Origin of the sequence: Streptomyces sp. NPDC052016 (genome assembly GCF_044548445.1) — a bacterium.
Taxonomy (GTDB): domain Bacteria; phylum Actinomycetota; class Actinomycetes; order Streptomycetales; family Streptomycetaceae; genus Streptomyces.
In genome coordinates, this window is the sequence record NZ_JBIUBX010000032.1 from 1 (window position 1) to 24,486 (window position 24,486).

The 24,486-nt window shown below is 67.2% G+C and carries 19 protein-coding genes; 8 read left to right on the top strand and 11 right to left on the bottom strand.

The window, feature by feature from the left end:
- Positions 1–270 precede the first annotated feature (270 nt).
- The 6 genes from ACIHAR_RS33055 to ACIHAR_RS33080 form a co-directional block, all read right to left on the bottom strand.
- The gene (locus ACIHAR_RS33055; RefSeq protein WP_400022966.1) at positions 271–2,067 is read right to left on the bottom strand and encodes a type IV secretory system conjugative DNA transfer family protein; all 1,797 of its coding nucleotides are present in this window, start codon (positions 2,065–2,067) and stop codon (positions 271–273) included.
- A 35-nt stretch (positions 2,068–2,102) separates the two neighbouring features.
- Entirely contained in the window at positions 2,103–2,858 is a 756-nt protein-coding gene (locus tag ACIHAR_RS33060) for a DUF317 domain-containing protein (protein ID WP_400022967.1), read from the bottom strand.
- Positions 2,855–3,403, bottom strand: a complete 549-nt coding sequence (locus tag ACIHAR_RS33065; RefSeq protein WP_400022968.1) for a hypothetical protein — start codon at positions 3,401–3,403, stop codon at positions 2,855–2,857. The genes ACIHAR_RS33060 and ACIHAR_RS33065 overlap by 4 nt, the downstream gene beginning before the upstream one ends.
- 77 nt (positions 3,404–3,480) lie before the next feature.
- Positions 3,481–4,683, bottom strand: coding sequence for an ATP-binding protein (locus ACIHAR_RS33070; protein WP_400022969.1), 1,203 nt, complete (start codon positions 4,681–4,683; stop codon positions 3,481–3,483).
- Between the two features lie 184 nt (positions 4,684–4,867).
- A complete protein-coding gene (locus tag ACIHAR_RS33075) occupies positions 4,868–5,455 on the bottom strand; it encodes a DUF6624 domain-containing protein (protein WP_400022970.1) in 588 nt (195 codons plus the stop codon).
- Between the two features lie 74 nt (positions 5,456–5,529).
- A complete protein-coding gene (locus ACIHAR_RS33080) occupies positions 5,530–6,027 on the bottom strand; it encodes an ATP-binding protein (RefSeq protein ID WP_400022971.1) in 498 nt (165 codons plus the stop codon).
- Between the two features lie 161 nt (positions 6,028–6,188).
- Between ACIHAR_RS33080 and ACIHAR_RS33085 the strand changes: the two genes are divergently transcribed.
- The 4 genes from ACIHAR_RS33085 (at position 6,189) to ACIHAR_RS33100 (ending at position 11,029) form a co-directional block, all read left to right on the top strand.
- Positions 6,189–7,589: a helix-turn-helix domain-containing protein gene (locus ACIHAR_RS33085; protein WP_400022972.1), complete on the top strand. Its 1,401-nt coding sequence runs from the start codon at positions 6,189–6,191 to the stop codon at positions 7,587–7,589.
- Positions 7,586–8,467: an aminoglycoside phosphotransferase family protein gene (locus ACIHAR_RS33090; RefSeq protein WP_400022973.1), complete on the top strand. Its 882-nt coding sequence runs from the start codon at positions 7,586–7,588 to the stop codon at positions 8,465–8,467. The genes ACIHAR_RS33085 and ACIHAR_RS33090 overlap by 4 nt, the downstream gene beginning before the upstream one ends.
- A 208-nt stretch (positions 8,468–8,675) precedes the next feature.
- Entirely contained in the window at positions 8,676–10,118 is a 1,443-nt protein-coding gene (locus ACIHAR_RS33095) for a DNA phosphorothioation-associated putative methyltransferase (protein ID WP_400022974.1), read from the top strand.
- 59 nt (positions 10,119–10,177) lie between these two features.
- Positions 10,178–11,029, top strand: coding sequence for a hypothetical protein (locus ACIHAR_RS33100; protein WP_400022975.1), 852 nt, complete (start codon positions 10,178–10,180; stop codon positions 11,027–11,029).
- 108 nt (positions 11,030–11,137) lie between these two features.
- On the opposite strand, the gene ACIHAR_RS33105 is transcribed toward ACIHAR_RS33100, so the two are convergent.
- The 5 genes from ACIHAR_RS33105 to ACIHAR_RS33125 all read right to left on the bottom strand — a co-directional run bounded on the left by ACIHAR_RS33105 (position 11,138) and on the right by ACIHAR_RS33125 (position 17,264).
- A complete protein-coding gene (locus tag ACIHAR_RS33105) occupies positions 11,138–11,938 on the bottom strand; it encodes a phosphoadenosine phosphosulfate reductase (RefSeq protein ID WP_400023021.1) in 801 nt (266 codons plus the stop codon).
- A 207-nt stretch (positions 11,939–12,145) separates the two neighbouring features.
- Positions 12,146–12,853, bottom strand: coding sequence for a hypothetical protein (locus ACIHAR_RS33110; protein WP_400022976.1), 708 nt, complete (start codon positions 12,851–12,853; stop codon positions 12,146–12,148).
- Between the two features lie 15 nt (positions 12,854–12,868).
- On the bottom strand, positions 12,869–13,765 hold the full coding sequence (locus tag ACIHAR_RS33115; RefSeq protein ID WP_400022977.1) for a phospholipase D family protein: 897 nt from the start codon (positions 13,763–13,765) through the stop codon (positions 12,869–12,871).
- Positions 13,762–15,642 (bottom strand): ATP-binding protein, encoded by a 1,881-nt coding sequence (locus ACIHAR_RS33120; protein WP_400022978.1) that lies wholly within the window; start codon positions 15,640–15,642, stop codon positions 13,762–13,764. Before ACIHAR_RS33120 ends, ACIHAR_RS33115 begins: the two co-directional genes overlap by 4 nt.
- Complete coding sequence (locus tag ACIHAR_RS33125; RefSeq protein ID WP_400022979.1) at positions 15,639–17,264, bottom strand: DEAD/DEAH box helicase; 1,626 nt, start codon at positions 17,262–17,264, stop codon at positions 15,639–15,641. The genes ACIHAR_RS33120 and ACIHAR_RS33125 overlap by 4 nt, the downstream gene beginning before the upstream one ends.
- Positions 17,265–17,723: 459 nt before the next feature.
- Here ACIHAR_RS33125 and ACIHAR_RS33130 point away from each other — a divergent pair, with 459 nt between their 5' ends.
- Genes ACIHAR_RS33130 through ACIHAR_RS33145 form a run of 4 tightly spaced genes read left to right on the top strand, consistent with a single transcriptional unit; the run spans position 17,724 to position 24,476 of the window.
- Complete coding sequence (locus tag ACIHAR_RS33130) at positions 17,724–18,899, top strand: cysteine desulfurase family protein (RefSeq protein ID WP_400022980.1); 1,176 nt, start codon at positions 17,724–17,726, stop codon at positions 18,897–18,899.
- Between the two features lie 59 nt (positions 18,900–18,958).
- Positions 18,959–20,071, top strand: a complete 1,113-nt coding sequence (locus ACIHAR_RS33135) for a DUF4007 family protein (protein ID WP_400022981.1) — start codon at positions 18,959–18,961, stop codon at positions 20,069–20,071.
- The gene (locus ACIHAR_RS33140; RefSeq protein ID WP_400022982.1) at positions 20,068–23,646 is read left to right on the top strand and encodes an ATP-binding protein; all 3,579 of its coding nucleotides are present in this window, start codon (positions 20,068–20,070) and stop codon (positions 23,644–23,646) included. The genes ACIHAR_RS33135 and ACIHAR_RS33140 overlap by 4 nt, the downstream gene beginning before the upstream one ends.
- Positions 23,643–24,476 (top strand): phosphoadenosine phosphosulfate reductase family protein, encoded by an 834-nt coding sequence (locus tag ACIHAR_RS33145; RefSeq protein WP_400022983.1) that lies wholly within the window; start codon positions 23,643–23,645, stop codon positions 24,474–24,476. The genes ACIHAR_RS33140 and ACIHAR_RS33145 overlap by 4 nt, the downstream gene beginning before the upstream one ends.
- Positions 24,477–24,486: the final 10 nt, after the last annotated feature.

Genomic DNA, 24,486 nt, shown 5'->3' on the forward strand with positions numbered 1-24,486 from the left:
CACCCCCCAGGTCATGCGTTCGACAGGGGGGAACAGCCATGCCGGGCCCGGAGGCCAGCGGCCCTCTTGCAGGACCGCGAAGAACATAACGGGGGTGAATCCCGCCCCGGTCAGGAGGCGGGCGGCGTTGCGGATTGGGCGGTTGAGGACGACGAAGGTCCATCCGTCGTCGGTCGAGCCGATGAAGACGTCGGCATGGTCGATGAGAGCCAGGGTGCTCCGGATGATCAGGGGACGGTGAGCGCGACCGAGGCTCTGGGGGTAGCTCGGTCAGGCAGCTGTGCCGTACTCGCCTTGCTGGGGTGCGTGCTTGGCGATGGCGCGGGCGGTGATGGCCATCGACGCGCGAGCGGAGGCGGCGGACAACTCGCCTGCGCCGGGCTCCAGGTACCAGGGGCGCAGGTCGAGCATGGCGGCGCGCATGCCGGTGGCGAAGACGAGCGCGGTGCCCTTGGGCAGGGCGCGGATCGCGTCGGCGGGCAGGATCCGCTCCTGCCGCATCGACACCGAGGTCGACTTGCCGGATTCGGAGGTGGAGGTGGAGGTCGTCTCGACGTCGTGGTTGCCGATGAGCCGGGAGAGCTTGTCGGCGAAGTCCGGGTCGTCGATGCCGGAGCCGATCACCTTGACCGTGGAGGCGGACCACATGGCGTCCATGCCCGCGTCGCCCCAAACTTTCTGACCCTGGCGGTAGGACTGCAGGATGGTGATCGGGATGATCCCGCGCGAGCCGAGGTGTGAGTACAGGTCCGGCAGGTCGCTGATCTTGCAGACGTTGGCGGCCTCGTCGAGGATCGCGAGCATCGGCGGATCGAGCCGTCCGCCCGCGCGTTCGGCCTGTGCGGTCGCGGCCCGCATCACGGAGTCCGCACATGCGGCGATCAACGCTGACGCTCCGCCGCCGCCGTCCTTCGACAGCAGGTAGAGGGTGTCGGAGGAGCGGACGAACTCCGATGGGCGAAACTCGGGGACGTCCTTCTGCGGTGTGACCCACGCGGCGATCTCGGTGTTCAGCAGCGCGGCGGCGTACTGGCGGGCCGTCTCGTAGATGCCGTCCCTCGTCTCGGGCGGGCCTTCCACGGTGCCCTTGAGCTGCGCGGCGACGGCCGTGAAGCCGTGGTCCCGGAGGATGTCGAGCGGGGTGCGGTCGGCTGGGAAGGCGAGCCACTGCATGACGTCCGTGATCGGGCGGTCGTCGAGGGCCGCGGCGAGGAAGAGCTGGGACAGGATGTTGGATCCGGCCTTGGACCAGAAGTCACCCTGCTGGCTCGCGTCCACGCTCGCGGCAAGGAAGTGACCGGCCAGGCGTCCGGCGCCTTCGAGGGTCTTGGCGTCGGCGAGCGGGTTCCACCACATCTCGCGGGCGGCGTGCGCGATCTGCTGCGGGTCCATAGACCAGGTCCGGCCGGTGCCGGACCTAGCCTCGATCGTCGCCGTGTAGGCGTCGCCGGCGGCCTTGTTGGAGGTGAGCAGAACGGGGCCGGGAGCGTTGAGGATGGAGGGGATCGCCAGACTGGTGGTCTTGCCGGAGCGGGGCGCCATGATCGCGACCGCGACATCCTCGTAACCCATGCGGACCTCGTGGCGAGTTCCTTGCAGGTTGCCGAGGAGGATGCCCGTGTCGTTCGCGGCGATGTGCTTGGCGTTCTTCAAACTTGGCCGCAGCGAGCGGGCCTTGGCGGTGATTGCCTTGGCCATCAGCGGCTCGATGTCCTTCGGCTTCGCCATTCCACTGATCTTCTTTTTCCGGCCGCCTCCGCGGTTCTTGTGGCGGGACCACAGCACGGCGGTCACGGTGGCGAGTGCGAGGAGGGCTGCGATCGGGACGATGCGGGTGCCGATCAGCAGGGACGTTCCTCCGGACTGTGGCCAGATCTGGTCGGGGTGGAGCAGGGCGTCGATGGGCTGGTACGGCGCCCAGGCGTCGGAGCCGGTGACCCAGGCGGTGAGGTTGCCGCACAGCCAGGCGATGTTGGACAGGGGGACGGCGACGGCGAGAGCGCCGAGGAGAACCTTGAAGGCGAGGTCGTACCCGTCGGTGGAGGAGTTGTTGGCAGGGGAGGGCAAGGGCAGGGCGCTTCCGGTGGTTGGGTAGCGGCTCGTCAGCGGGTGTGACCAGGGCTGGCCGGAGGGCGTCGCGGTGCCGGAGCGGACGGAAGTGGGGTGGTGTGCCGGGCGGCAAGTGCGCGGACGCGGTCCTCCAGGGGCAAGGCGACCTGAACGGCGGGCAGTTCACGCTGGCTTCGGGTGATGAGCTTGGTGCCGTAGGCGGGGAGACTCAGCGGGTTGCTGTGGCGTAGGAGCGGCCTGGTGTCGGCGAGCGCACGGGTGAACGCGGTGATCAGGTGTCCTGGGGTGTGCTCGCCGAAGCGGGCCTGCCACACGGGGGGCCGGGTGTCGTCGAGGCTGGTGCCCACCCACCAGGTGCCGGTCGTCTCATGTAGGTCGACGCGCGCAGCGCCGTCGGGGGAGGCGAACCGATGGTGGTTGTAGGCCGGTGACCAGCCGGCACGGAGGAGTGGCTCCAGTGGGTCGCGGGCGTTCGACGGGTCGGCGGTGGGGTCGGTGACGGCGGCGATGATCTCGACCGGTGTGCGGGCACCGAAGCTCGCGTACCAGGCGGGCCGGTCGGGCTCCGGTGCGTGGGTCAGTGTCCACCACTGACCGTCGGGGTCGGGCTCGAGCCGCAGGAGCGCCTTCTGATCGGGACTGGAGAGGACCACGCGCGGCATCAGGGGGTCGTGGTAGCTCCATTCGCAGGCGCGGTGCAGAGGGACGGTGACCCACGCCGGATCGCCGCCGCCGGCCAGGTGCCGCGGGGCGACGAACTCCACATCCACGGTCTCGGGCACGGTCACCTCCGCACCGTGCTTGCGAGGCTGGTCGAGGGAGCTGCGGTGGTGGTCGGCCGCGGGGCCAGGGGTGAGGGGGCGTGCCGGGCGGCGGCGTTGATCTCGACGATGGCCTGGCCGTGGGTGGCCCAGTCATCGAGGTGGCTCCAGCATTCGGCGTGGTGCTCGGCGAGGGCGTCATCGAACACCGGCGTGCCCGGTCGGGCGTCGGCGGGGAGGCTGTCGCGGGTCTCCCGCCACTTCTCGTGCAGGGCGTCGAGCCGGTCGAGCGCATCGTGCAGCACGCCCAGCTGCCACACCCAGCGGCTCTGCACCGCGTCGGCAGACAGCTGAGTCAGCTGGGTCTGGGCGGTGGCCAGGAGATGGTGCGCGCCGATGCGGACGTTCTCGAATGCATTGGCGGTGGCGGCGTCGCGGACGCTGGCGCGTCGGCCGTAGGCGTCCTCGTCAAAGGGCCAGCCGTCGAGGTCGGTGTGTTCGTCGGAGTAGGCGTTCCAGGAGTCGAGGATGGTCTTGCTGTCGTGCAGGAAGCGGCTGAGATGGCGCAGCAACTTCCGGTGGGCAGCGGGAGTAAAGGAAATGGCGTGGTCCTAGCGGTGTCAGAGGAGAAGAGGCGGTCCGTCCGGCGTTAGCGCCGCAGGGAGGTGGCCGTGCTCGGCGAAGCTGGAGCCTTGGCGGTGGTCGGCCGCTGGCGGCGGGCGGCGCGTGCCTGCGCGCGGAGGGCATCGAGCCGGGCGGTGTGGGCGCCGACCACCTGCTGCGGGGTGAGCGGGCTCGGCTCCTGCACGACGCTGTGGTGGGCGGTGCGGGTGAACTCGACGTGGAAGCCGTAGCTCTCGGCGAGTAGGGATGCCACACGCAGGCCGGTCTGTGGGTAAGCGCCGAGCTGTGTGATGTCGTCGCGATGCTTGCCGGACATCACATCGCGCGCCCAGTTGAGCCGCTCGTCCTCCATCCGTAGGCCAGCGTCGTCCACGGCCAGAAAGGTCGCCCGGTGGCCCTGCTCCAGCGAAACGTGCACAGGGGCGGCCGGGGGCGAGTAGCGCAGAGCGTTGTCCAGCAGGACGGCCAGGGTGTGCACCACGGCTTCCACCGCGCGGCCTTCGAGAGCAACACCGTCCATCTCGGCATGCTTAACGCGTTCATAACCCTCGACCCGGCCCATCGCGGCGCGAACAACGTCGGTCAGCGTGGTGGCAGGCCAGCGACGCGACAGCTTGTCGCCCGCGAGCACGGCGTACCCCGAAGCGGTCAGCAGCATCTGCTGCGCCAGGTGATCGATCTCAACCAGTGTCCCGTACGCCTCGTCCGACACGTGGCGGCGCACGCCCGCGCTGATGGCCGTGCTCAACTTCGACGCCCGCTGCACCGTGCTGGAGGCGAAGGCACGAACCGCAGCCCGGGCCACGTCCACGGACTCACGCCGCGCCTGCGCGACCTGGCGTTCGGCCTCCAGACGGACCTGCGAGGTCTGCTGGGTCGAGGCGGCCTGCACCTGCTGCCCCAGCTGGGTTAGGGAGACGCCGAGTTGATCGGCCAGGGTGCGCAGCCGGTCCGCGAGCGGTGTGTTCACCAACTGCGGCGGCAAGGCCAGTGCGACCTGATGCCCGCCACCGTTCAGCGCGGCAGCGCTGATGGCCGGAACCACGGTGTCCGTCAGGTGCCCCAAGTACAGCTCGACGGAGCGCAGCTGCTGGGTGAGCTGCTGGGAGTGATCGTGGAGGCGGTCGGCCCGGCGCTGTGCGTGCTGTTGCTGGTATCGAAACTGGCCCGCTGCCCAAACGCTGGCTACCGCCAGCAGCGCGGCCATGGCCAGTATCAGGTCCTTCATCGGTTCCTCGTGGAGATCGGGTCGTGGGCCGGTGTGGAGTCCTTGCGCCGCCGCGTGGTTGGAGTACCGGCTGCGTCCCGGCATGCGGTGTGCTGGTCTCCCATGAGGATGTGGTCCTCGATTCGTGACACGGCGGTTCCTTTGACGTGGGGGAGCGGTCGGGCGCAGATGGACGGGTGTCGCGTCATTGGGCTTGTTTGAGCAGGCCGAGGTGGTGTTCGACCACCTCGCGGAGCGGAGGAAGCCCCACTTCTTGGCGGCGTTCGCCGACTCGCTCGGGGTCCTCGATGGGGTAAGGCCGCAGCAGCTTGGGGTCGATCTGCGTGCCGTACTTCTGTCGGCGCCCCTGGAGCACGGCGCACGCGTCTTCGACGTAGGCCAAGTGGATCGCGGGAGAGGCTTTGGCTTCCACCGCGGAGGCAATCCGCTCTTGGCAGGACGACATGAGTTCGAGATCACCGGAGTGCAGCAGGATCTGCACGGCGGCGATGGACGCCGCTTCTCCGACCGCTGAGCAGGACGGCCAACCGGAAGCATCCACGATCTCGCGCAGTACTCGCCCATGATCGATGCGGCACCGCACCGCTGCCTCGCGCCGGTAGACCGCTCCGGGCAGCTCCAGCGCTTCGCGGGTGAGGCGCTCGTCCTCTGCGGCCAGGGTGATCAGCCGGTCGGCAAGGTTGGGCACCGTTCTCGCGTCCTCCGGCACCGCATTGAGATCCGCTCGCAGCGTGGATCGGACGGCTAGGGCCGATTCGGTGGTGCGGGACATGAGGCTCCTCGGTGCAGTTCTGTTCCATCGCTTTCGAACGCGAGCACCGGCTGAACTTCCGGTTTCCGGGCCTGTCACGGTGCCCTCCGCTCCTGCGGGCTCTCGCTCGTGTCGCTGCTGATCAGGAAGCTTGCCCATACGTCTTTGCCACCCTTGATCGGGGAGCAGCCGAAGTCGTCGGCGAAGGCAACGACGAGGGGCAGCCCTCGGCCGTGATCGGTGTCCAGGGCCGCGTGGGAGGGCTGCGGTAGTGCAGGGTTGAAGTCGCGCACGCAGACGTTCAATACTCCGGGCAGGCGCGTGACCGTGAGCCGCGCGTTTCGCGCCTCAGTACCTGCGTCGGGCTCTACGTGTCGCAGGACGTTGGTCAGCAGCTCCGAGACGGCCAGCGTCACGCCGTCGATCAGGCCGGCCAAACCCCACAGCTTCAGGTGAGCACTCACGATGCCCCTGACGATGGGCACAGCCTCGGAGCTGACGTCTAGGTCTATCTCCAGGTGTCCCGGCTTGCTGTGCGTCGTGGCGCGCACGCCGGTTGCTGGCGCAGCGGGCAGGTCCAAGAGGTCGGCCATCACAGATCCACTTCGGTCTGGCGGAATCCTCACCAATGAGGTCTGACTGCGGTGTGTACTGGTGTGGAACCGGTCGGCAACCATTCAGTCAGGCCGCGAGACCCGCGTGCAGATCCGGATGCGGAGAGCTGAGATATCCGCATCACGACCCAGGGACCGAGATGCCGCAGCCAGAGAAAGTGCTCAACCCAGACGGCTCACCCGAAGAATGGTTCGGTGCCGAACTGCGGTACTGGCGCAAGCGACGCCCGGGGCTGAGAGCCGCTCAGTTAGGGCCGATGGTGCAAGTCAGCCCGGATGTGATCTCCAAGATCGAGAAGGGCCAGTACAAGTGTCGGCGGGACCTCGCGGAGAGGCTCGACGCGGTCCTGGAGACCGGCGGAGTGCTGACGCGCGCCTGGGGGATGGTGTTCGGCGATGCGGATAAAAAGAGGCGCGATGCGGATAGTGACCGCAAGGGGGCGGTGGTGGGCACCGTTCAGGTCCACCAAGGCCGCATGCTGGGCAGAGAGACCGGAGACCCGCTACCTGAGAGCCTTCCGCCAGTGGACCGACGCGCCTTTCTGGCTGCCACCAGCCTTGCCGCCTTCGCCCCGATAGACCTCGCCCGACTCGTAGCCCCGACCGCACCGCCCGAGCTCCCAAAGCGCATTCGGCCTACGGAGCTCGACCAGCTGCGCCTCGTCGCCGACTACATCCACCGCTGGGACAACGCCCAAGGCGGCGGGGGCCTGGTCGGCGACTTCGCGAGTCGCTCGATGGAATGGGCCGTCCGACTCCTCTCCGTCGACTGCCCGGAGCATCTGCGCCCGGAGCTTCTCGGCCATGTCGCACGGCTGGGCATCGTGGTCGGCGCAACGCACTTCGACGCCTACAGCCACGACCACGCCCGCGTCGCGTTCAAGATCTCGTCCGAATGCGCGGAGGAGGCCGGCGACTGGTGGCTGCGCGCCAAGACGTTCTCCTTCCTCTCTCGCCAAGCGACATGGCTCGGCGATCCGGACGAAGGGCTCACCTACGCCGAAAAGGGCCTGGTGCGCTCCGACCGGCTCACCCCCACGATCCAGGCCATGTTGCACAGCGCTCGCGCTCGCGCCTTCGGAAAAATGCACGACGTACAAGGCACGCTGGCCGCAGTCGGCGCCGCCGATGACGCCTTCGCCCGCTCGAACCCGGCCGAAGATCCGGCGTGGATGCGCTACTACGATGAGGCGCAGCATCACGGCGACACGGCGCATGCGCTGTTCGACCTGGCCATCCACAAAGACCAGGACCCCGGACGGGCCGCTCGACGATTCGCAACGGCGGTCGCCGGGCACAGCGACGATTACGCCCGCTCGCGCGGGATCTCACGCACGAAGCTGGCGTCACTGGTCATGGCGAAGGGAGACCCGATGCAGGCCATCGCCATCGGCCACCAGGCCCTCGACGACGTTGGCCGACTCACCTCGCTCCGGGCAGCCGAGGACCTCAAAGAACTCCGCCGATTCGCGGGACAGCACCGCACATTGGAAGAAGCGGCACACCTGCGCCAGCGGATCACGGCTACCTTGCAGGCATGACGATCTCGGCTGTCCCTGCCCGTGCCGTACTGGAAGAAGCCTGCTCCCTCGCAGGCTTCGACCCGGCAGGCGCCGAGCCCGTTCGCATTGCCGAGAATGAGATCTGGCGCCTCCCCGGCAAGGTGATCGTCCGCATCGCGCGGGCCGGCCAGTTGAAGGCGGCCATACGCGAGGTCCGCGTGGCCCACTGGCTGGCCGACAACGGGGTGCCGGCCGTCCGCGCGCTGCCGGTCGAGCAGCCGGTCGAGGCCGCGGGCCGCCCGGTGACGTTCTGGGTCGAGCTCCCGGCGCACGAGATCGGAACCGTGCGGGATGTCGTTACGCTGCTGAAGCAGCTCCACCCCCTACCCGTGCCGCACTTCCCGCTCGACAGACTCGACCCGTTCATACGTGTCGCCGAGCGGATCGAGGCGGCAACGTCCCTGTCCGAGGATGACCGTGGGTGGCTGCGCCGTCGACATGCGGAACTCCGCGATTGGTGGCAGAAGAGGCCCGCGGGCCTGCCCGAGTGCGTCGTGCACGGGGACGCGTGGGTCGGCAACGTCGCTCGCACGGCGTCCGGGCCGCTACTGATGGACTTCGAGCGGGTCTCCGTCGGACCGCCGGAGTGGGATCTCGTATCGACGGCGGTCAAGATGACGACGACCGGAGCGGTCAGCGAGGCCGAGTACGCCGAGTTTTGCGAGGCGTATGGAACGGACGTCACCGAATGGGAGGGGTACGAGCTCCTCGCCGGTGCCCGCGAGTTGCGTATGACCACCTACGCGGCTCAGCACGCGGCCACGCGCCCCGAGTGGCGGGCAGAGGCTCAGTACCGCGTCGACTGCTTGCGTGGCCGTGCAGAACCGCGACCTTGGCACTGGAAAGGGATCATGTAATGCCAGGGCCGCGTCTCGCGGGCCAGGCCCCTGCGGCCGCTGCCCGGGGCCGGCCCGGAAGGAAGCCTGCGCGGCTCCTGAACGTAGCGCTGCGTCGTCCGTGATCGACTGGGAGCCGTAGCTCTCGTAAGCCGGGCCACCGAAGCGGGCGTCACGTAAGGTTCGGTGCTGTCGCATGCTGGCCTGTCCGTGGAATCAGGGGACGCCGATGACACAGCAGCTTTGGAGCAGCCAGAGGCATCGGACCGCCATTGGTCGTGTCGGCCTCTCGCTACCGGCCCGTCGTGCGGTTGGCGACCTTCAGTTGGAACCAGACACAGGAGTGCTGGACTACGGGTGCGGACGTGGCGGCGATGTACGGGCTCTGCAGCACCTCGGCCTTGACGCCGAGGGGTGGGACCCGGTGCATTTCCCGGATGGGCGGCGTGAGGCTGCCGAGGTGGTCCTTCTCACCTATGTCCTGAACGTCATTGAGAACCCCGCCGAACGACGAGAGACGCTCCTCCGCGCCTGGGATCTCGCCAAATCCGTACTCGTGGTGTCCGCACGGTTGAGGTGGGAGCGCAACCAGATCAAAGGCACGGAGTACGGCGACGGCATCCTCACTCAGCGCCGCACCTTCCAGCACCTCTATGCCGCCGGCGAGCTTCGCGACTACGTTGAGGAAGCCACTGGCGTCCGCTGTGTATCGGCGGCGCCCGGCATCGTCTATGCCTTCAAGGACGACGCGGCCCGCCTGAGCTACCTCGCCCGCCAGGTCGCCCCTGACGGGGGCTGGCTGGCGTCCGAGGACACCGCCTCGGCGATCACCTCGGTCGTCGCTCACCTCGAACAGCGGGGCCGGATGCCCCAGCTTGAGGAAATGCCGCAGCCCATCATCAGCCTCCTCGGCCACCTGCGCCCCGCTGAACTGAAGCGACTTGCCGAGCAGGAAGCCGACCCCGTGAAGGTGGAACGGAGCGCTGAACGCGGAGCCCTCGACACGCTGCTGTTCCTCGCTCTGGAGCTGTTCCATGGCCGAGGCCCCGTGAGCAGTCTTCCCCTACCTGTGCAACTGGACATCCGCGCGTTCTTTCCGTCATACACCGAGGCGTGCCAGCGAGCCGATCGCCTGCTGTTCAAGCTGCGTGACGACGCATACGTCCGCCGCGCGATGAACGGATCGATCGCCGGCAAGTTCACCGCGACTGCCCTGTACGTGCACCGCCGGGCACTCCACAGGATCCCCACCGTGCTGCGCCTGTACGAACAGTGCGCAAGCATCGCCGCCGGCCGTCCCGGCGAGTGGTCCGTCGTCAAGCTCCGCCATCAGGGCCGCGGCGTCAGCTGGCTCGACTACCCCGAGTTCGACACGGATCCCCACCCGCGTCTCGCGGCGTCGTACGCCGTGGACCTCAAGACACTCAAGTCCTCATTCACCTCGTACGCGGACTCCACCAACCGTCCCCTGTTGCACCGGAAACACGAGTTCCTCGCCGAGGATGATCCCGACGCACCCAAGTACCGGCGGCTCACCGAGGCCGAGGTACGCGCCGGCCTCTACGAGAATCCGCACCTGATCGGCACGGAAGAGGGCTGGGAACGCGAACTCGTTCGCTGTGGACGTGAGTTGCGGGGCCATCGGCTCGTACGGCGGACCACCAGCGGGTGAGCGTGGCCCGGACTCTCGGCTTCGGTGTGACTGTCAGTGGCGTGTGAGATGGTCCGCTCATGACGACCACCCGTATGGATGGCCCCTGCCGGCCCTCATACCGAACGCTGTCCACGCTCGCGCTGGCCGAACCCGAGGACCATGTCCGTGAGCTCACCGACTGGGTGGAGCATGCCTCTGCCCGCACTGGAGTGCCCGGCGCGCAGGACGACTGGGACAACGCCTACAGGTGGCTGCGCCTCGCCCAGGGCCTGCGCGCGATTTCCTTCGACATGTCGTACGACGACGGCGGCATGTGCTCGGCAGGCATCGACTTCGATGCCGTCTGGACGGAGATGATGGAGGGGTGGCAGCTGCACCAGGTCCGTCTCGGTTACGTCCGGGCGGCGCTCGAAGGATTCGTCCGGCTGCTGCACCCTGACGCCGCGAAGCCCGGACCGGCCATCGAGGCGGCTGAGCAGAAGCTGCAACACCACACCGACGCATGGCCGCTGCACGCAAGCGAGGTTGCTGAGCACCTCTGCACGCACATCCCGGACCGCGTGGCAAGCGCCGGAGGGTCGATCGCGGCAGGAGTGGTTCGGGCGATTGACCTGCATGAGAAGGCAGTGCAGGGCCGTGTGCGCATCCCCGAGCCGGTCGCTGACGCGGATGCGAAGATCTTCCCCGCTGGGCACGCTGAGGTCTGCGCCGCCAAGGAAGCCTCTACGGTGGTGCTGCTGGGCATCCAGATGCTGTTAGCGGCGGCAGTGAACGAGAACCGCGTCGCCGTCTACGACGACAAGTACCTTCTCGACGGGAAGTGGGTTCCAGACTCAACGGGGGGTAGCCGCTGGGTGGACGAGGAAATGCCCTACCGCAAGTATCTGGCGGTACTGCATCTTGAGCCCGGTGAGCCGCCCGAGCTCTGATCCCGCCGCACCCGTTGGTCTCTGGCGGCCACTCGAGGGGCAATGGGGATAAACGACGGGCGCAGCTACGGCTTCCGGCCCTTCCCGTCGTGACCTGCATGGTGCGCATCAGGTCATGCACCAGCCGGAGTCACATGCTCCCTCGTCCTCGTCGGCGTCGCCTGCATCAGGGCTCTCCTCGGGGATGGCCTGCGTGAGCGGGATGCCGTACCGCGTGAGATATACGTCATCCCGTCCGAGTGCGGCCCGGCGGCGGTTGATCGTCTCCTCCAGCCGGACCGACAGGGCGAACAACTCGGGCTCGTGCCTGCGCTGATGGCGCCAGGCGTCGACGGTGCGGAAGGGGCAGAAGAAGCAGGAGCTCTTGGGTGGTACCGGAAGGCCGGCCTCGGTGATGATGCGCTCGCAGTCGTCCCTGCGCAGCCGGAGGTCGAGGAGGGGATACTCGATCACCTCGTGGGTTTCCCGCCGTCGACGGTTGGCGCGATGGATCTCGTCGAGCGATATGCCGATGCCGACCGCGGCCGGCTCCTCTGCGGTGGCGCCATGCTCCCGGAGCCACCGCCCGACCACTTTAATCTTGAAATCCGCCGTGCAGTTGCGGCGACCGGGAGCACCGTTGGCCATGCGGACCGGTATGGGAATCGACCGCGTGTCTGGCCGGTTCAGCCGCTGCATGAGCGTTTCGCTGGCCCCGTCGCGCCGTCGGCGCTTGAGCTCGTGGATGTCCAGTCCCGCACGCACGGCGTACGGCATGGCGATCTCACGAACATATGCGAGGGTCGCTGGATGCTCGCTGTCATCCCCGACGTTGGCGAACAGGAAGGTGCGGAAGTCGATCTCTCCGCGAGCGGCCAGCACGAGGAGGGCCGTGCTCTGGACTCCGCCTCCGTAGGAAACAACCTTCATGGGACGGCGGTTGGGCTCGCTGGCTGCGGCTTGAGTGAGGAGGCCCGTGGAATCGACGTGATTGGCTCCGGAGGTCTGCTGCAAGATCGACATATGAGAGACAGTATGGATGGAATTTGATAGAAGCAAGTGTTTCTCTCGACGCTGTTGGTGAACACAGAGATCAAATGGGGGTGTGGGTCGGCACGGGCCAGGTTTGATGATGAGCTACGGCCGAGGCTTGATGGTGACGGAATACCCCAGGGCCATGGCGGACGCTAAAAACTCGGCTGCGGCGCCATGGTCAGCGCTGGTGAACGTCTGTGCGGCAGGCGATGGCTGTCGAGGCGGGTTTGCCTCGGGAGTGCTCAGCCTTCGGCCACGCGGCTTCTGAGGAGCGCGCTGTCCTGCACGGAGCGCAGCGACTTCGGAGGCCACGATGGTTCGCTGCCGCTGTCGCGCGTCGTCCAGGATCGTCTCAAGGAGCCAGAGCGGCGAGCCGGAGACGAGCAGGTCGGCCTCGGCAATCTTGTGCCGGTTACGCCACCGGGAGATGGCCTGCTTGTCCTGGCCGAGCACAAGTGCTGCCTCCTGTATACCGACGATGACCGGGAGGTGCTCCTTGTTCTCTATGTCGTAGCCGAAAGGGATACCAGCCTTATAGGTCGCTAGCCGTTCTGGGTGGGCTTTGCGACCGTTTCCGCCGTCGAGTCGCATGGCCGTGCTCAGCAGCCAGTACGGATTGCCCGATGCGATCAGATCGGGCTCGTCGAGCGTGCCCGCTGTCCGCCATCTTTGGGATGTCTGCCGCTCCACGCGGAAGAGGTAGGCAATCTCGGCGTGCCCGAGGAGGAACGGGACGCGTACGTCTGCCATGAGACGGCCTTCCCCCATCACCTTGTGCTCGTCTTTGTCGGCGGCGTGCTGGCAGGCCACGCCGTGGCTGTGATCTTAGGCGTGCTCTATGCCGGGTCGCAGCTCCCACGAGCCCACTTCGGTGTAGTACCGGCCGAAGTGCTGGAGCCAGGCCGCGAGCGTCTCGGTCGTTCTGCGCGCCTGCTCCTCTGCGTCTCCTGTCCGCTCGGCGATCGCCCGCTGGAGCTCGATGTTGCTCAGACGCTGTTCTGCGGTTAACTGGCCGAGTTCCGGGATCGCATGCAGGCGGGCCTCGACCTCGGCATTGAAGGCGTCTTCAGATAGGCCGACGGGAACATCGAGCATGGCCAGGTCTCGCACGATGCCAGCCTCGACCAGCGAGGTGAATCTCTGCCGCCCGCTGTAGAGGGCGTAGACGTTCTCCGGTCTCCTTGTCTCCGGGAACCAGTACGGGACTGCTTCGTCTTCAGACGGCGGAGTGACGCGCTCGCTTCTCAGAAGTTCGGCCTGCTGTCGTACGAGGGCTGCCATATGCGGTGTGGCTGTAGTCGAGCGGGCGTCGATCTGGCTCAGGACGCGCTGCACCTCAGGGTGAGCGACAGGCACCTCCAACAAGAGCTCCACGTTGGCGTTCGGCACGCGGCCAGTGGCTTTGCCGGTGAGGTTGGCGGACCCGACCAGACACCGGCCGTCGGCACGGTAGAGCTTGGCGTGGAGGGACGGACACAAGGCAATGGAAATGCGTTCGTCGCTCTGTGCAGCTTCGATGATCTCCGGGTCGGAGACCCCGGCGGCTACCTCCGCCGGGGTCCAGCGCGTGACGCACGTGATCTTCTGGACGGAGGAGGGCACCGCAGCGATGGTCTCCTCGAAGATCACCTTCTTGATGAAGGGGGCGATGACGACCACCTCCTCGGCGGCGTCCTCCATCATGTCCGCGATCTGCTGCCAGACATGGTCCGGCTGCGTCACTCCTCTTCGCTCCCGTCATCGATGAAGTCACGGGCGTACCGGCCCCAGTCGCTTCGGGCATCTGCGATTACCCTGCGATCTTTCTTGCTGGGGATCTCGTCCTCCATCCGTGCCCAAGAGAAGATGAGTAGCTTGAAGGTTTCGGTCGCACGGGCGAGCCGCTGGCGGAGTTCTGCTTCACTCGCGGTCTCGGGCACGTCCTCAAGGACGGCCATCAGCTTGCTGTGCAGAGGATGCTCTGTATTGAAGGACACCTGGAGCATGCCGGCGAGCAGGTCGATGTTGAAGAAGGCGGATGAGTCCTGGGGGCTGGAGATCCAGCGGACGCGCCAGTCGTTCTCCAGGGCCTCGTCGACCAGAGTCTGGGCGGTGTCCTCGTCGACATGGTGCCGCTCGGTCAGCGCGGTCAGCTGCTCCTGGCGCTTGTCGGCTTCCGTCGCCTCCTCGGCGAGGAGGTCGGTCGTACCGTTGTACCCGTCCTCCTGCCGACGCTTGACGGCGTCCGTGGCCTTGGAGGTGACGTCCTGGTCGTACCGCTTCTTGCCCTTCCGGCCACCCAGCGTCTGCTGCTTCAGCTTCTTGCGCATCTTGCCCAGGAGACCCTTGAGGTATTGGGCGAGATCGATCAGCGGCAGCCGGGGGTCGCCGAGTTCCCGCAAACGGTCCTTGAACTGCTTGGGCGTCTCGTCGGGGTCCTGCTCAGCCGACCAGTCGAAGTCGGCGAGTGACGAGAACACGACGGCGGTCTGCTTGTTGTTGGTGACGCCGAACACCTCGTCGAGCTCGGGCGGGAAGTCCACCTCGACGCCCCACCACCGCTCCACGGGGTCGTATCCGATCGCCCACGAGGTATCGAGGTCGAGCTCGCGACCCTTTCGGACCAGCGAGACGCCGATGTTCCGACGGGCGTGCTGCCCCCACTTCTGGGCACCAGCGTCCCGGTTCGGGTTGGCATCGTCGGGCCACGGATGGCCGGAGACATCGGAACGGCGGGCTTCAGGCCGGGCGATGGACGCGCGCACCGTTACGGTTTGCTGTGTGCCATCGACCGTGATGGGATAGCGGTAGACGCCGGGCTCGGCCTCGTTGCCCATGTGGAAGGGCTCGAACATGGGGGTGCTGCTGAACGGCGCGGGCGTTCCGGTCTTCGTCATGAGGTACAGAGGGTCATTGGGCTCGGCGTAGTAGGCGCCGTTATTTCCTTCGAGGACCTTCCCGTCGCGAACGGGCGCCATCTTGATGTCCACGGAGCCGTCGTTCAGGTAGTGCCGGTACACACGGCCGATCAATTCGGCCGTGTTGCGCAGGGTGGCACCGGCACTGTGCCATTTGACGCGGTCCAGGTTCGTCCAGACGACGAGGGTGCCGCTGGTGCCCAGGGGCACCTCGCTCAGGTCGTCCCAATACTCCGGCACACGACGAGGTACGGGGTCGGGAACCTCATCCTGGCCCTTGGTGATCTCGTCCAGGTCAAGGTAGGTGTACAGAGCGTTCGCAGCGCCGTTCTTCCACGACCAGACCTCGACCTTGGTGCACTGGGACATGCTGGAGTTGGGCAGGCCCATGCCGAAGCGGCCGATTCGGCTGCGGTCGTCGCCGAGACCGTCTCCGTACTTCAGAGCACGGCGCAGGAGTTCGCTGTCCATGCCCTTGCCGTTGTCGAGGACGGCTATCTTGTCCACCCGGTACCTGGTCTGGGCGGCACCTTCGATGGGGCTCTCGCAGGCGAAGACCTGCACCAGCGTGGCTTCCGCGTCGATGCTGTTGTCGATCAGCTCGGCGAGCGCGTAGGCGGTGTTCTTGTAGCCGCTGTCGCGCATCGCCTTGACGGTCAGCGAAGGGCTGACGATCCGGTAGTTATTTCCTTCGCCAGTCACGCTGTCTCCCATACGTCTTCCCAGTTGGTGAATGCTTCGGCGACATCGCCGAACCCGGGGAGCTCCGGGTCGACGACGGTGACGATCTCGCAGGTTTCGGTTCCGCCGGCCTTGGGACCGCGGATGACCCGGCCGACCATCTGGCTGTACAGCACCAGGGACTTGGTCGGCCGGGCGATGACGGCGGCGCTGGCTGCGGGCGCGTCGAAGCCCGTGGTCAGGACTCCGAAGTTGCACAGGATCATGGGCCGCCGCGCCGTGCTCTTGAAACGACGGATGGCGTCGCTGCGGTGCCGAGGAGACGACTCGCCGGTCACGAATACCGCGTCAAGGCCGGCCGCGGACAGCACGGATGCGATGAGTCGGCAGTGCTGCACCGATGCCGCGAACACGAGGATGCGGCGGTGCTGCTTCTCAAGCAGCTCCATGATCGTCTGGACGACCTTGAGGTTCCACTGCTCGTCCTTCGCGAGCTCGGCGATGATGCTGTCCGGGATCTCGAACGCTCGCGCCAGGCTCTGCTGATCCTGAGCCGACAGATGCATGCCGGCTTCCGCGGCCACCGTACGCATGATCGGTTTGGCCAGGTAGCCCTGATCGATGAGGGCCGTCACGGGATTCGTGTAACCCTCGATCTCCAGCATGACCTTCTGCCGGGAGAAGAAGTCGGCAAGTTCCTCGTCCTTGGTGATGTCCGCCCACGTGCGGCCCGGGGTCGCGGTGAGGCCCAACAAGCTGGAGTCGTGGCGTACCGTTAGGTCGTCCACTACGCCCTGAAACGTGGGGGCGATGATCTGATGTGCCTCGTCGAACACGGTCAGAGTGCTGCGGGCGGCCAGCGTACGCAGGAACTGCGGGTCCGACTTGGCGGTTGAGACGGCCTTCTCCAGCCCGAGGACGACCAGTCCGTCGGTCACGTCAGCGAGGTCCGGGGAAGCACTGCCCCACACGCGGAGGACCGGCAGGGGACGGTCGCCGACCTTGCTCCAGGCACGCTCGAACTCAGCCGCGGCCTGCTCCAGCAGTTCCTGCCCGTGAGCCAGCCACACCACCAGGGCGGGCCCGTGCTGCCGCAGGTGGTCGCAGATCATGCTCATGCCGGTCCGCGTCTTGCCCACGCCCGTCGGCAGATGGAGCACGGCCCGGCGGGGGCCGTCGTACAACAGCTCCTTGACCCGGCGCGCCGCGCGGAGCTGATGGGGGAACAGGGCGTAGTCAGGTGCTGTCTCCCGCTTGAAGGAGGGAAGTTGAGGCTGTGCGCGCTCGACCGTGAAGCCGAAGAACTCCAGAAGCTCCCTGCGCTCGTCAGGAGTCCACTTCAGCGCCTGCAGGTACTCCAGCGGTTGCTCGTCACCCAGCGACCCGAGCCGTTGCGCCAGTTCCGCCTGCTTGGGCCCGGGAACGAGGCCGAGCAGTACGGCGCGCTCGTCCTCGTCCCCGACCAGGAGTTCGGCGTCGATCGCGATCGCAGCGACGGCTCGCAACCGATCACCACCCGCCGTGCCTCCTTCGATGAGGTCGAGAAGGGCGCACAGCTCCTTGCCGAGGTGCCGGCGGATGTAGTCCATGGGGGCGTTTGCCAGGACCGCCTCGAACGGCATTCCCGGTGACCACGTCGTCACAGCCTCACCTGACCGATGCCGCTGACGGCAAGCCGTGAGCCACTCGCACAGGACCGACCATCATCGTGAAGTTCCTCCCCCAGCTCGACGCACACCAAGCAGCGCTTCAACGTGCAGATACTGCGGCGTTGCAGCGTGCGGACCACCCTAAATGGGACCACTGACAACAGGAGCACCATCAGACTAAAAGCCCAGCACGGGACGGCATTTGGCCACGTAGCTGCCCGACTTCCCGGCCGCGAAACGGGTTTTGCAGCCAGCGGCTTGCGCGTGAGGCACGCGATATAGAACATTCATTCGGTAAATGGCTTGCGGCACCACGCGTTCGAGTGATTCAAAGAGTGGATCTCGGCTCGCGGCTAGGATCACGGCGAGCTACTGGTGGAACCCCGGATGCGGGGCGAGGCTTCCACCAGCAGTACATTGGTGTGCGACACGAGCGAGGTGGGGTGGCAGACGATGAGCGAGCCGAATGGGCCAGATACGTCCTATTTTGACTACAACGCCACCGCTCCGATCCGCCCCGAGGCCCTCGCTGCCGTCGTCGAGGCCATGCAATCAGTCGGCAACGCCTCAAGCATGCACCAACCCGGACGACAGGCGGCTCGTCGGGTCGACGTCGCCCGCCGACAGCTAGCCGACCTCCTCGGCTGCTCGCCCGGCGAGATCATCTTTACCTCCGGGGCGACCGAAGCGAACAATCTGGCCCTGCGGGCCGCGTTCACAGCTGGAAGTCCCCTGGTCACAAGCCCTGTTGAGCATCCGGCTGTACTGGAGACAGTCCGCGCGGTCACGGCCGGGAGCCCCGAGGATCTTGTGCTCCTGCCGGTCGGTGGCGACGGCCTGGTGGATCTCGGCGCCCTGGAACAGGTCCTTGCCGCGCGTCGTGGGGGAGTGGTCTCCCTGATGGCGGCGAACAACGAGACCGGTGTCCTCACCGACCTCCGCGTCGTGGCCAAGGCGGCCCGTGAAGCCGGCGCACTCATCCACACAGACGCGACGCAGCTCATCGGCCGCCTCCCGGTCGACGTCGCTGAACTCGACGTCGACCTCTTGTCGCTGTCGGCCCACAAGTTCGGCGGACCGCAGGGAGTCGGTGCCCTGTATGTGCGGCGTGGGTCCCCACTTCCGCAACGGCCCCTCCTCGTGGGCGGCGGACAGGAGCGGGGCTGGCGCGCAGGCACGCTGAACGTGGCAGGGATCATCGGCATGGGAGCAGCGGCCGAGGCCGCGGCGCGCGGCCTCGGCGAGGAGGCTGAGCGGGTCGCTGCCCTGCGTGACCGCCTCGAATACCTGGTCACCGGCGCCCTACCCGACTGCCGTATCAACGGTCGGCGCGATCAGCGCCTGCCCGGCGTGACGAGCATTAGTTTCCCTGGGGTGCCTGCGGACGCGGTCCTGGCGGCCATGCCCGACGTCGCTGCCTCGGAGGGCAGCGCGTGCGCGTCCGGCGCTCCGACGCCGAGCCACGTGCTCCTGGCGATGGGGCTGTCCCGGGCGGACGCCGACAGCACGATCCGCTTCTCGCTGGGCTACGCCACCACAGATGCCGAGATCGAGCACGCCGCGCAAGCCGTCAAACGCGCCGTGACGCAGGTTCGAGCCGCGCTGGCCGAAGCCGACGGTCCACGCTGACCGTTACCCCGTTTACCAACCTCGTTAGAGCAATCGCATTGGACACAGAGAGGTCCCGGATGTCAGACAGCCGGCTTGGGGAAGCCGCCCTTTTTTCCTTCGCGCGACACGAAACGTTCGCGCCCCGCTTCGGCTGGCTGCACAAGGCGTACATGCAGGTCAAACACGATCAGGGTGCGTTCCTCGCGGCTGATGCCCCGGTGCGGTTCGGTGTGGGCAAGAACATGGTCCACTCCATGCGTTACTGGTCGAGGGCGTTCAAGCTGACCCGCGAGCACACGCCCGAGAAGCGCACACAGGCCAAGTTCTCCTACCCCACCTGGGAGGCCCGCTGGCTTCTGGACGAGGACGGTGCGGACCCGTATCTGGAGGAGAACGGCAGCCTGTGGCTGCTGCACTGGTGGCTGGTCTCGTCCCGTCCCGGGGCCAAGAGCCACGCGCCGACCTGGTACACGGCCTTCCACCTCGCGCCGTTCTCTCGGTTCACGGTTGCGGACATGACGCAGGTGGTCACCCGGCATGTGAACTTCTCCTACGACAAGAGCCCGGAGGAGGCGTCGATCGTCCGGGACGTCGAGTGCCTCACCAAGATGTACGCGCGCAGTGCCCCGGAGAAGGCGGGCTCGCCGGGCAGTTACGAGGATCTGCTCGCATGCCCCTTCCGTGACCTGGACCTGCTGACGTTTGTCGGGACGCGCGGCAAGCCCGAATGGCAGTTCACCAGCGGGCACCGCACCTCGCTGCCTGCCCGGGTCCTGGCCTATGCCTGCCTCGACTACGCCGCCAAGTTCTCCCGCCAGGCCAACTCAATCTCCGTGGCCCGCCTCGCCAACGAGCCGGGCTCCCCGGGGCGCGCCTTCCGCGTCCGGGAGAACGAGATCGTCATGGCACTGCAGAAGGTCGCTGCGGACCACCCGCAGCTCGACCTGACCGAGGCCGTGGGACAGCGCAGCCTCGCCTTCACGGCCGACCCCTTCGATCTGGCGTGGGAAGTGCTCGACGAGCAGTACGACTTCGTCACCCGCCGTCCCGGCTTCCCCACCCGAGAGGAGTGGGCCGCCACGTTCCCCAAGCTCGCCGAGGCCGAGCAGAAGGAACTCGCAACGAGGCCCACGGACGCCACAGACACGGACGACACCACCGACACACTCTTTGCTAAGGAGACCGCGTGACCACCGCAACCTCCACGCGGACCCCGAGCAGCCCGTCGGGCTCCGCTCCGCAGTTCCCCGCCGGCATCGAACTTGTCGGCTCCCAGATGCGCTCCACCAACCTCGAGCGCGACGTCGAGGACGCGCTGCACGACCCCTACGTCGGCGCCCGGGCCGTCGACGTCCTGGAACGCATCGCGAGCGCGCTGGCCGACCAACGCCGTGCCCGCGCCTGGTCGTTCACCGGCCCGTACGGCTCCGGCAAGTCCACCCTGTCCAACATCATCGACGCTCTGCTGGGGCGGGATGCCAAGCGGCGCAGCGAGGCCGAGCGCATCCTTGAAGAGGCCAGCCCCGCCCTCGCTCAGCGCCTTGCCGCAGCCCGCGATGCCATCGCTCCCGGGGGATTCCTCGGCGGCGTGGCCACCGCCCGCCGCGAATCCGTCGTCGCTACCCTCTCCCGTGCCCTGCACACGGCTGCGGCGCGACGCTGGGGCAAGCGTGTCCCGAAGGCCATCGCCACCGCCCTGGAGGCGTGCGCCGACTCGGACCGGGCCGGGGCCAAGGAAATTCTCGGCGCCGTCACGGCGCTGACGGTGGACGGGCAGCAGCCTCTGCTCCTCGTCATCGACGAGTTCGGCAAGACGCTGGAACACCTCGCCGCACACAACGAGTTCGCCGACGCCCAGCACGACCTGTTCCTGCTGCAGGAACTCGCCGAGAAGGCGGCCGGCCCCAACGGGCTGCCCGTCTACCTGATGACCTTGCAGCACCTGTCGTTCATGGACTACGCCTCACGGTCTAGCGAACTCAAGACCCGCGAATGGGCCAAGATCCAAGGGCGCTTCGAAGACATCACCTTCGTCCCCCACCACGGCGACTCACTGCACCTGCTGCGCCGCCGCCTCGACCGCTCGGCCGTCAACTCTGCGGGGCAGGCACTGATCAACGCCTCCGCCGAGGCATCCGCGGACATCTGGACCCAGCACGGTCTCGGCGTTCTCGCCGAACTCGGCCCCGACCACTTCGCCGACCTCTACCCGCTGCACCCCATCACGGCCCTGGCCGCGCCGATCCTTGCCGCCCAGATCGGCCAGCACGATCGCAGCCTGTCGGGCTTCCTCAACAGCGGGGAGCCCAACACCGTCCGCCACTCGCTGGCCCAGCACAGTAACGAGAAAGCGGAGCACGCCAGCACGGTGCGGCTGCCGCAGCTGTACGACTACTTCCTCAACTCCGGGCGCACCACCCTGCTCGCCTCCGCCAACGCGAGCCGGTGGATCGAGGTCGACTCACGCATCCGGGACGCCAATGGCCTCCCAGATGCCGACCAGGACGTACTGAAGACCATCGGCGTCCTCAACCTGATCGACTCCGACGGGGCCCTCAGCGCCACTGCCCCGATGATCCACTTCGCCCTCCACGACCCCACCGACGTCGCTGCCCCCGACGCCTTCACGGCACTCGAAGAGCGGCTCGCCGACCTCGTGCGCCGGGGCTTCGTGGTCCATCGTGAGTTCAGCGGGGAATACCGGGTCTGGCAGGGCACGGACGTCGACATCGACGGTCGGCTCAAGGAAATCATCAGCCACTTGGATGACGCTGCGGTCATCAACCGGCTCGGCAGTCTCGTCCCACAGGCGTTCGTGGCCAGCCGCCACAGCCAGGTCACTGGCATGATGCGCGTGTTCTACACCGCGGTCAGCGGCCCGGAGACCAAGACCGTCGCCGCCCCGGATGAGTTGAGGGAGCCCGCCGACGGCCTCGTCGTCTTCCACTTCGGCACTGGCGCAGACCGGCCCAACGTCCACTCGCCTCTGCCGGTACTCGTGGGCACCACCCCTGACCCCGACGTAGTGCTGACCACGGCCACCTACCTCGTCGCGCTGAAGGAACTCAGCGTCCAGCAGGACATCGACCACGTCGCCCGGCGGGAAGTCATGGAGCGGCTCGTGCAGGCCGAGGCCGAGCTGCTGGAGCAGCTGCAGGACGCCTTCTACCCGCCGTCCTCCGATGCGTCCTGGAGCTTGTGGCACACCGGGATCGCCCCTGGCGAAGAACCCGCCGCTTCCGGCCTGACGGCCCGTAGCCTGAGCGGCCTGGTCTCCCTCGCTTGCGAGTCGGTGTACCCGCACACCCCGCACATCCGTAACGAGATGCTCGGCCGCCACGTCCTGACCAGCCAGGCCGCCCAGGCGCGCGGCATACTGCTGTCGGCGATGCTCTCCGCCTCGGGCGAGGAGAACCTCGGCCTCCCCGGGTACAAGGCTGAGCGAGCCATCTACCACGGTGTCCTGGCCTACCTCGGCCTGCACCGAGAGAACGGGGAGGCACAGGCCGAGACCCAGCAAGAGAGCCTGCTCCCGTACGGCTTCTCCCCACCCGGCGAGGGCCACGAGCACGCCCAGCCCGCCTGGAACGCCCTCAACGAGGTACTGACCAGTGCCACGGAGCGGGTCAGCATGGAAGAGGTCATCCGTGTTCTGATGAGCCCGCCCTTCGGGCTCAAGGCCGGCGTGGTCCCGGTCTTCCTGATCCCGGCCCTGATTATCCGCCGCCACGACGTCGCCCTGTTCGAGGAAGGCACCTACCTGCCCCGGCTGACCGTCGACGTCGTTGAGCGCCTCGTCAAGGGCCCGGCACGCTTCTCGGTGAAGTACACGCCGGCCGGAGACGGCCAGCGCGGCAGCATCATCAAGAAGCTCATGGTCTCGCTCGGCGTGGAGGCACCGCGCTCCAAGGCCCTGCGGAACCCCGACCTCCTCTCCGTGGCCAGCGCCCTGATCATGCGCGTGGCCGACCTGCACAAGTACGCCCGCACCACCAAGAACATCTCCGCAGACGCCCGCACCGTGCGGACGACAATCGTCCGGTCCCTGGACCCCGACGACCTGATCTTCCACGCACTGCCGAAGGCCCTTGGCCTGCCCGAGATCCCGGCCCGCACCCGCACCAATGCGGAAGCCGCCAACGCCTACGTGGAACGGCTCACTGCGGCAGCGGACGAACTCGTCGCCGTCGACAGCAAACTACGCGCCCAGGTCGTGCGCGTTCTCGCCAAGGAGTTCCGCCTGCCGGCCGAACTGCCAGAGCTGCGAGCACAGCTCGCAGCCCGGTTGCGCGGCTTCGCCGACGCGGTACTGACCCCGGAACTACGGGGCTTCGTCGACTTCGTCCTCAGCGATGACCTCGAGGACGACGACTGGCTCGAACCCATCGTCGTACGCCTGACCAACTCCGCCCTCGGCGACTGGGACGACCACGAGGCCAAGGTCTTCCCGCAAAAGGCCCGGTCGATGGCCGCCGCCCTCGACCGCGTCGGACACCTGCACCACGCCGGCAACGAGGTCCGCGGCCGGGAAGAGAAACTTGACGCCCAGTTGTTGACCTTGACCGACAGCGCCGGCGTGGAACAACGCACCCTGATCTACGTGCCGGAACAGGCCCGCGGCGAGGCCGACAGCCTCGCCACCGACGTCCTGAAGCAGGCCGAGAAGGCTCTCGGGCCGGACGGAGCGAGGATCCTGCTCGCGGCCCTCGCCCAGCGCGTGACCGATGCCGCGACAGCAGCGAGTGAAAGGAAGGCACAGGGATGACCGACGGAGCCGACACTCAGAAGGTCCGGCACGTGCTCGGTATCTCCGGAGGCAAGGACTCCTCAGCGCTCGCCGTCTACATGCGCAACCGAGTCCCAGAGATGGAGTACTTCTTCTGCGACACGGGCGCCGAGCTGCCCGAGACCTACGAGTACCTCAACCGCCTGGAGGCCGCACTCGGCAAGTCCATCGTGCGGCTGAACGCCGACCGGGACTTCGACCACTGGATGGAGGTCTACCAGGGCACGCTGCCCAGCCCCCAGATGCGCTGGTGCACCAAGAACCTCAAGATCAAGCCCCTGGAAGACTGGGTCGGCGAGGACAAGGTCATCTCCTACGTCGCCATCCGCGCCGACGAGAACCGCCTCGGCTACGTCAGTACCAAGCCGAACATCGAAGCTGTCTTCCCCTTCCGTGAGGACGGCATCGACAAGGACGGCGTCATGCGCATCCTCGACGAGGCCGGCATCGGCCTGCCCGACTACTACGAGTGGCGCACCCGCTCTGGCTGCTACTTCTGCTTCTTCCAGCGCAAGCATGAATGGGTCGGCCTCAAGGAACGCCATCCGGACCTGTTCGACCGTGCCGTGGAGTACGAAGAGAAGGTTCGCTACCGGCACACCGCAATGAAGGGCCGCAACTACACCTGGTCGCAAGGCGAATCCCTCCCAGAGCTCATAGAACGCAAGGAGGAGATCGAGGCCAAGCACCAGGCGGCCCTGGATCGCGCCGCCAAGCGCATCAAGCCCAACCGTCCGCTCCTGGAAGTCCTCTCAGACGCACTCGACTCCGACGACGACGAGGCTGGCTGCTCCGTCTGCCACCTCTGACGCGCAACCT

Coding starts and splice junctions, on each gene's coding strand:
- ACIHAR_RS33135 (WP_400022981.1), top strand. CDS start 18,959: ATGTCAGACAGCCGGCTTGGGGAAGCCGCCCTTTTTTCCTTCGCGCGA.
- ACIHAR_RS33100 (WP_400022975.1), top strand. CDS start 10,178: ATGACGACCACCCGTATGGATGGCCCCTGCCGGCCCTCATACCGAACG.
- ACIHAR_RS33105 (WP_400023021.1), bottom strand. CDS start 11,938: ATGAAGGTTGTTTCCTACGGAGGCGGAGTCCAGAGCACGGCCCTCCTC.
- ACIHAR_RS33085 (WP_400022972.1), top strand. CDS start 6,189: ATGCCGCAGCCAGAGAAAGTGCTCAACCCAGACGGCTCACCCGAAGAA.
- ACIHAR_RS33095 (WP_400022974.1), top strand. CDS start 8,676: ATGACACAGCAGCTTTGGAGCAGCCAGAGGCATCGGACCGCCATTGGT.
- ACIHAR_RS33145 (WP_400022983.1), top strand. CDS start 23,643: ATGACCGACGGAGCCGACACTCAGAAGGTCCGGCACGTGCTCGGTATC.
- ACIHAR_RS33080 (WP_400022971.1), bottom strand. CDS start 6,027: ATGGCCGACCTCTTGGACCTGCCCGCTGCGCCAGCAACCGGCGTGCGC.
- ACIHAR_RS33130 (WP_400022980.1), top strand. CDS start 17,724: ATGAGCGAGCCGAATGGGCCAGATACGTCCTATTTTGACTACAACGCC.
- ACIHAR_RS33075 (WP_400022970.1), bottom strand. CDS start 5,455: ATGTCCCGCACCACCGAATCGGCCCTAGCCGTCCGATCCACGCTGCGA.
- ACIHAR_RS33070 (WP_400022969.1), bottom strand. CDS start 4,683: ATGAAGGACCTGATACTGGCCATGGCCGCGCTGCTGGCGGTAGCCAGC.
- ACIHAR_RS33090 (WP_400022973.1), top strand. CDS start 7,586: ATGACGATCTCGGCTGTCCCTGCCCGTGCCGTACTGGAAGAAGCCTGC.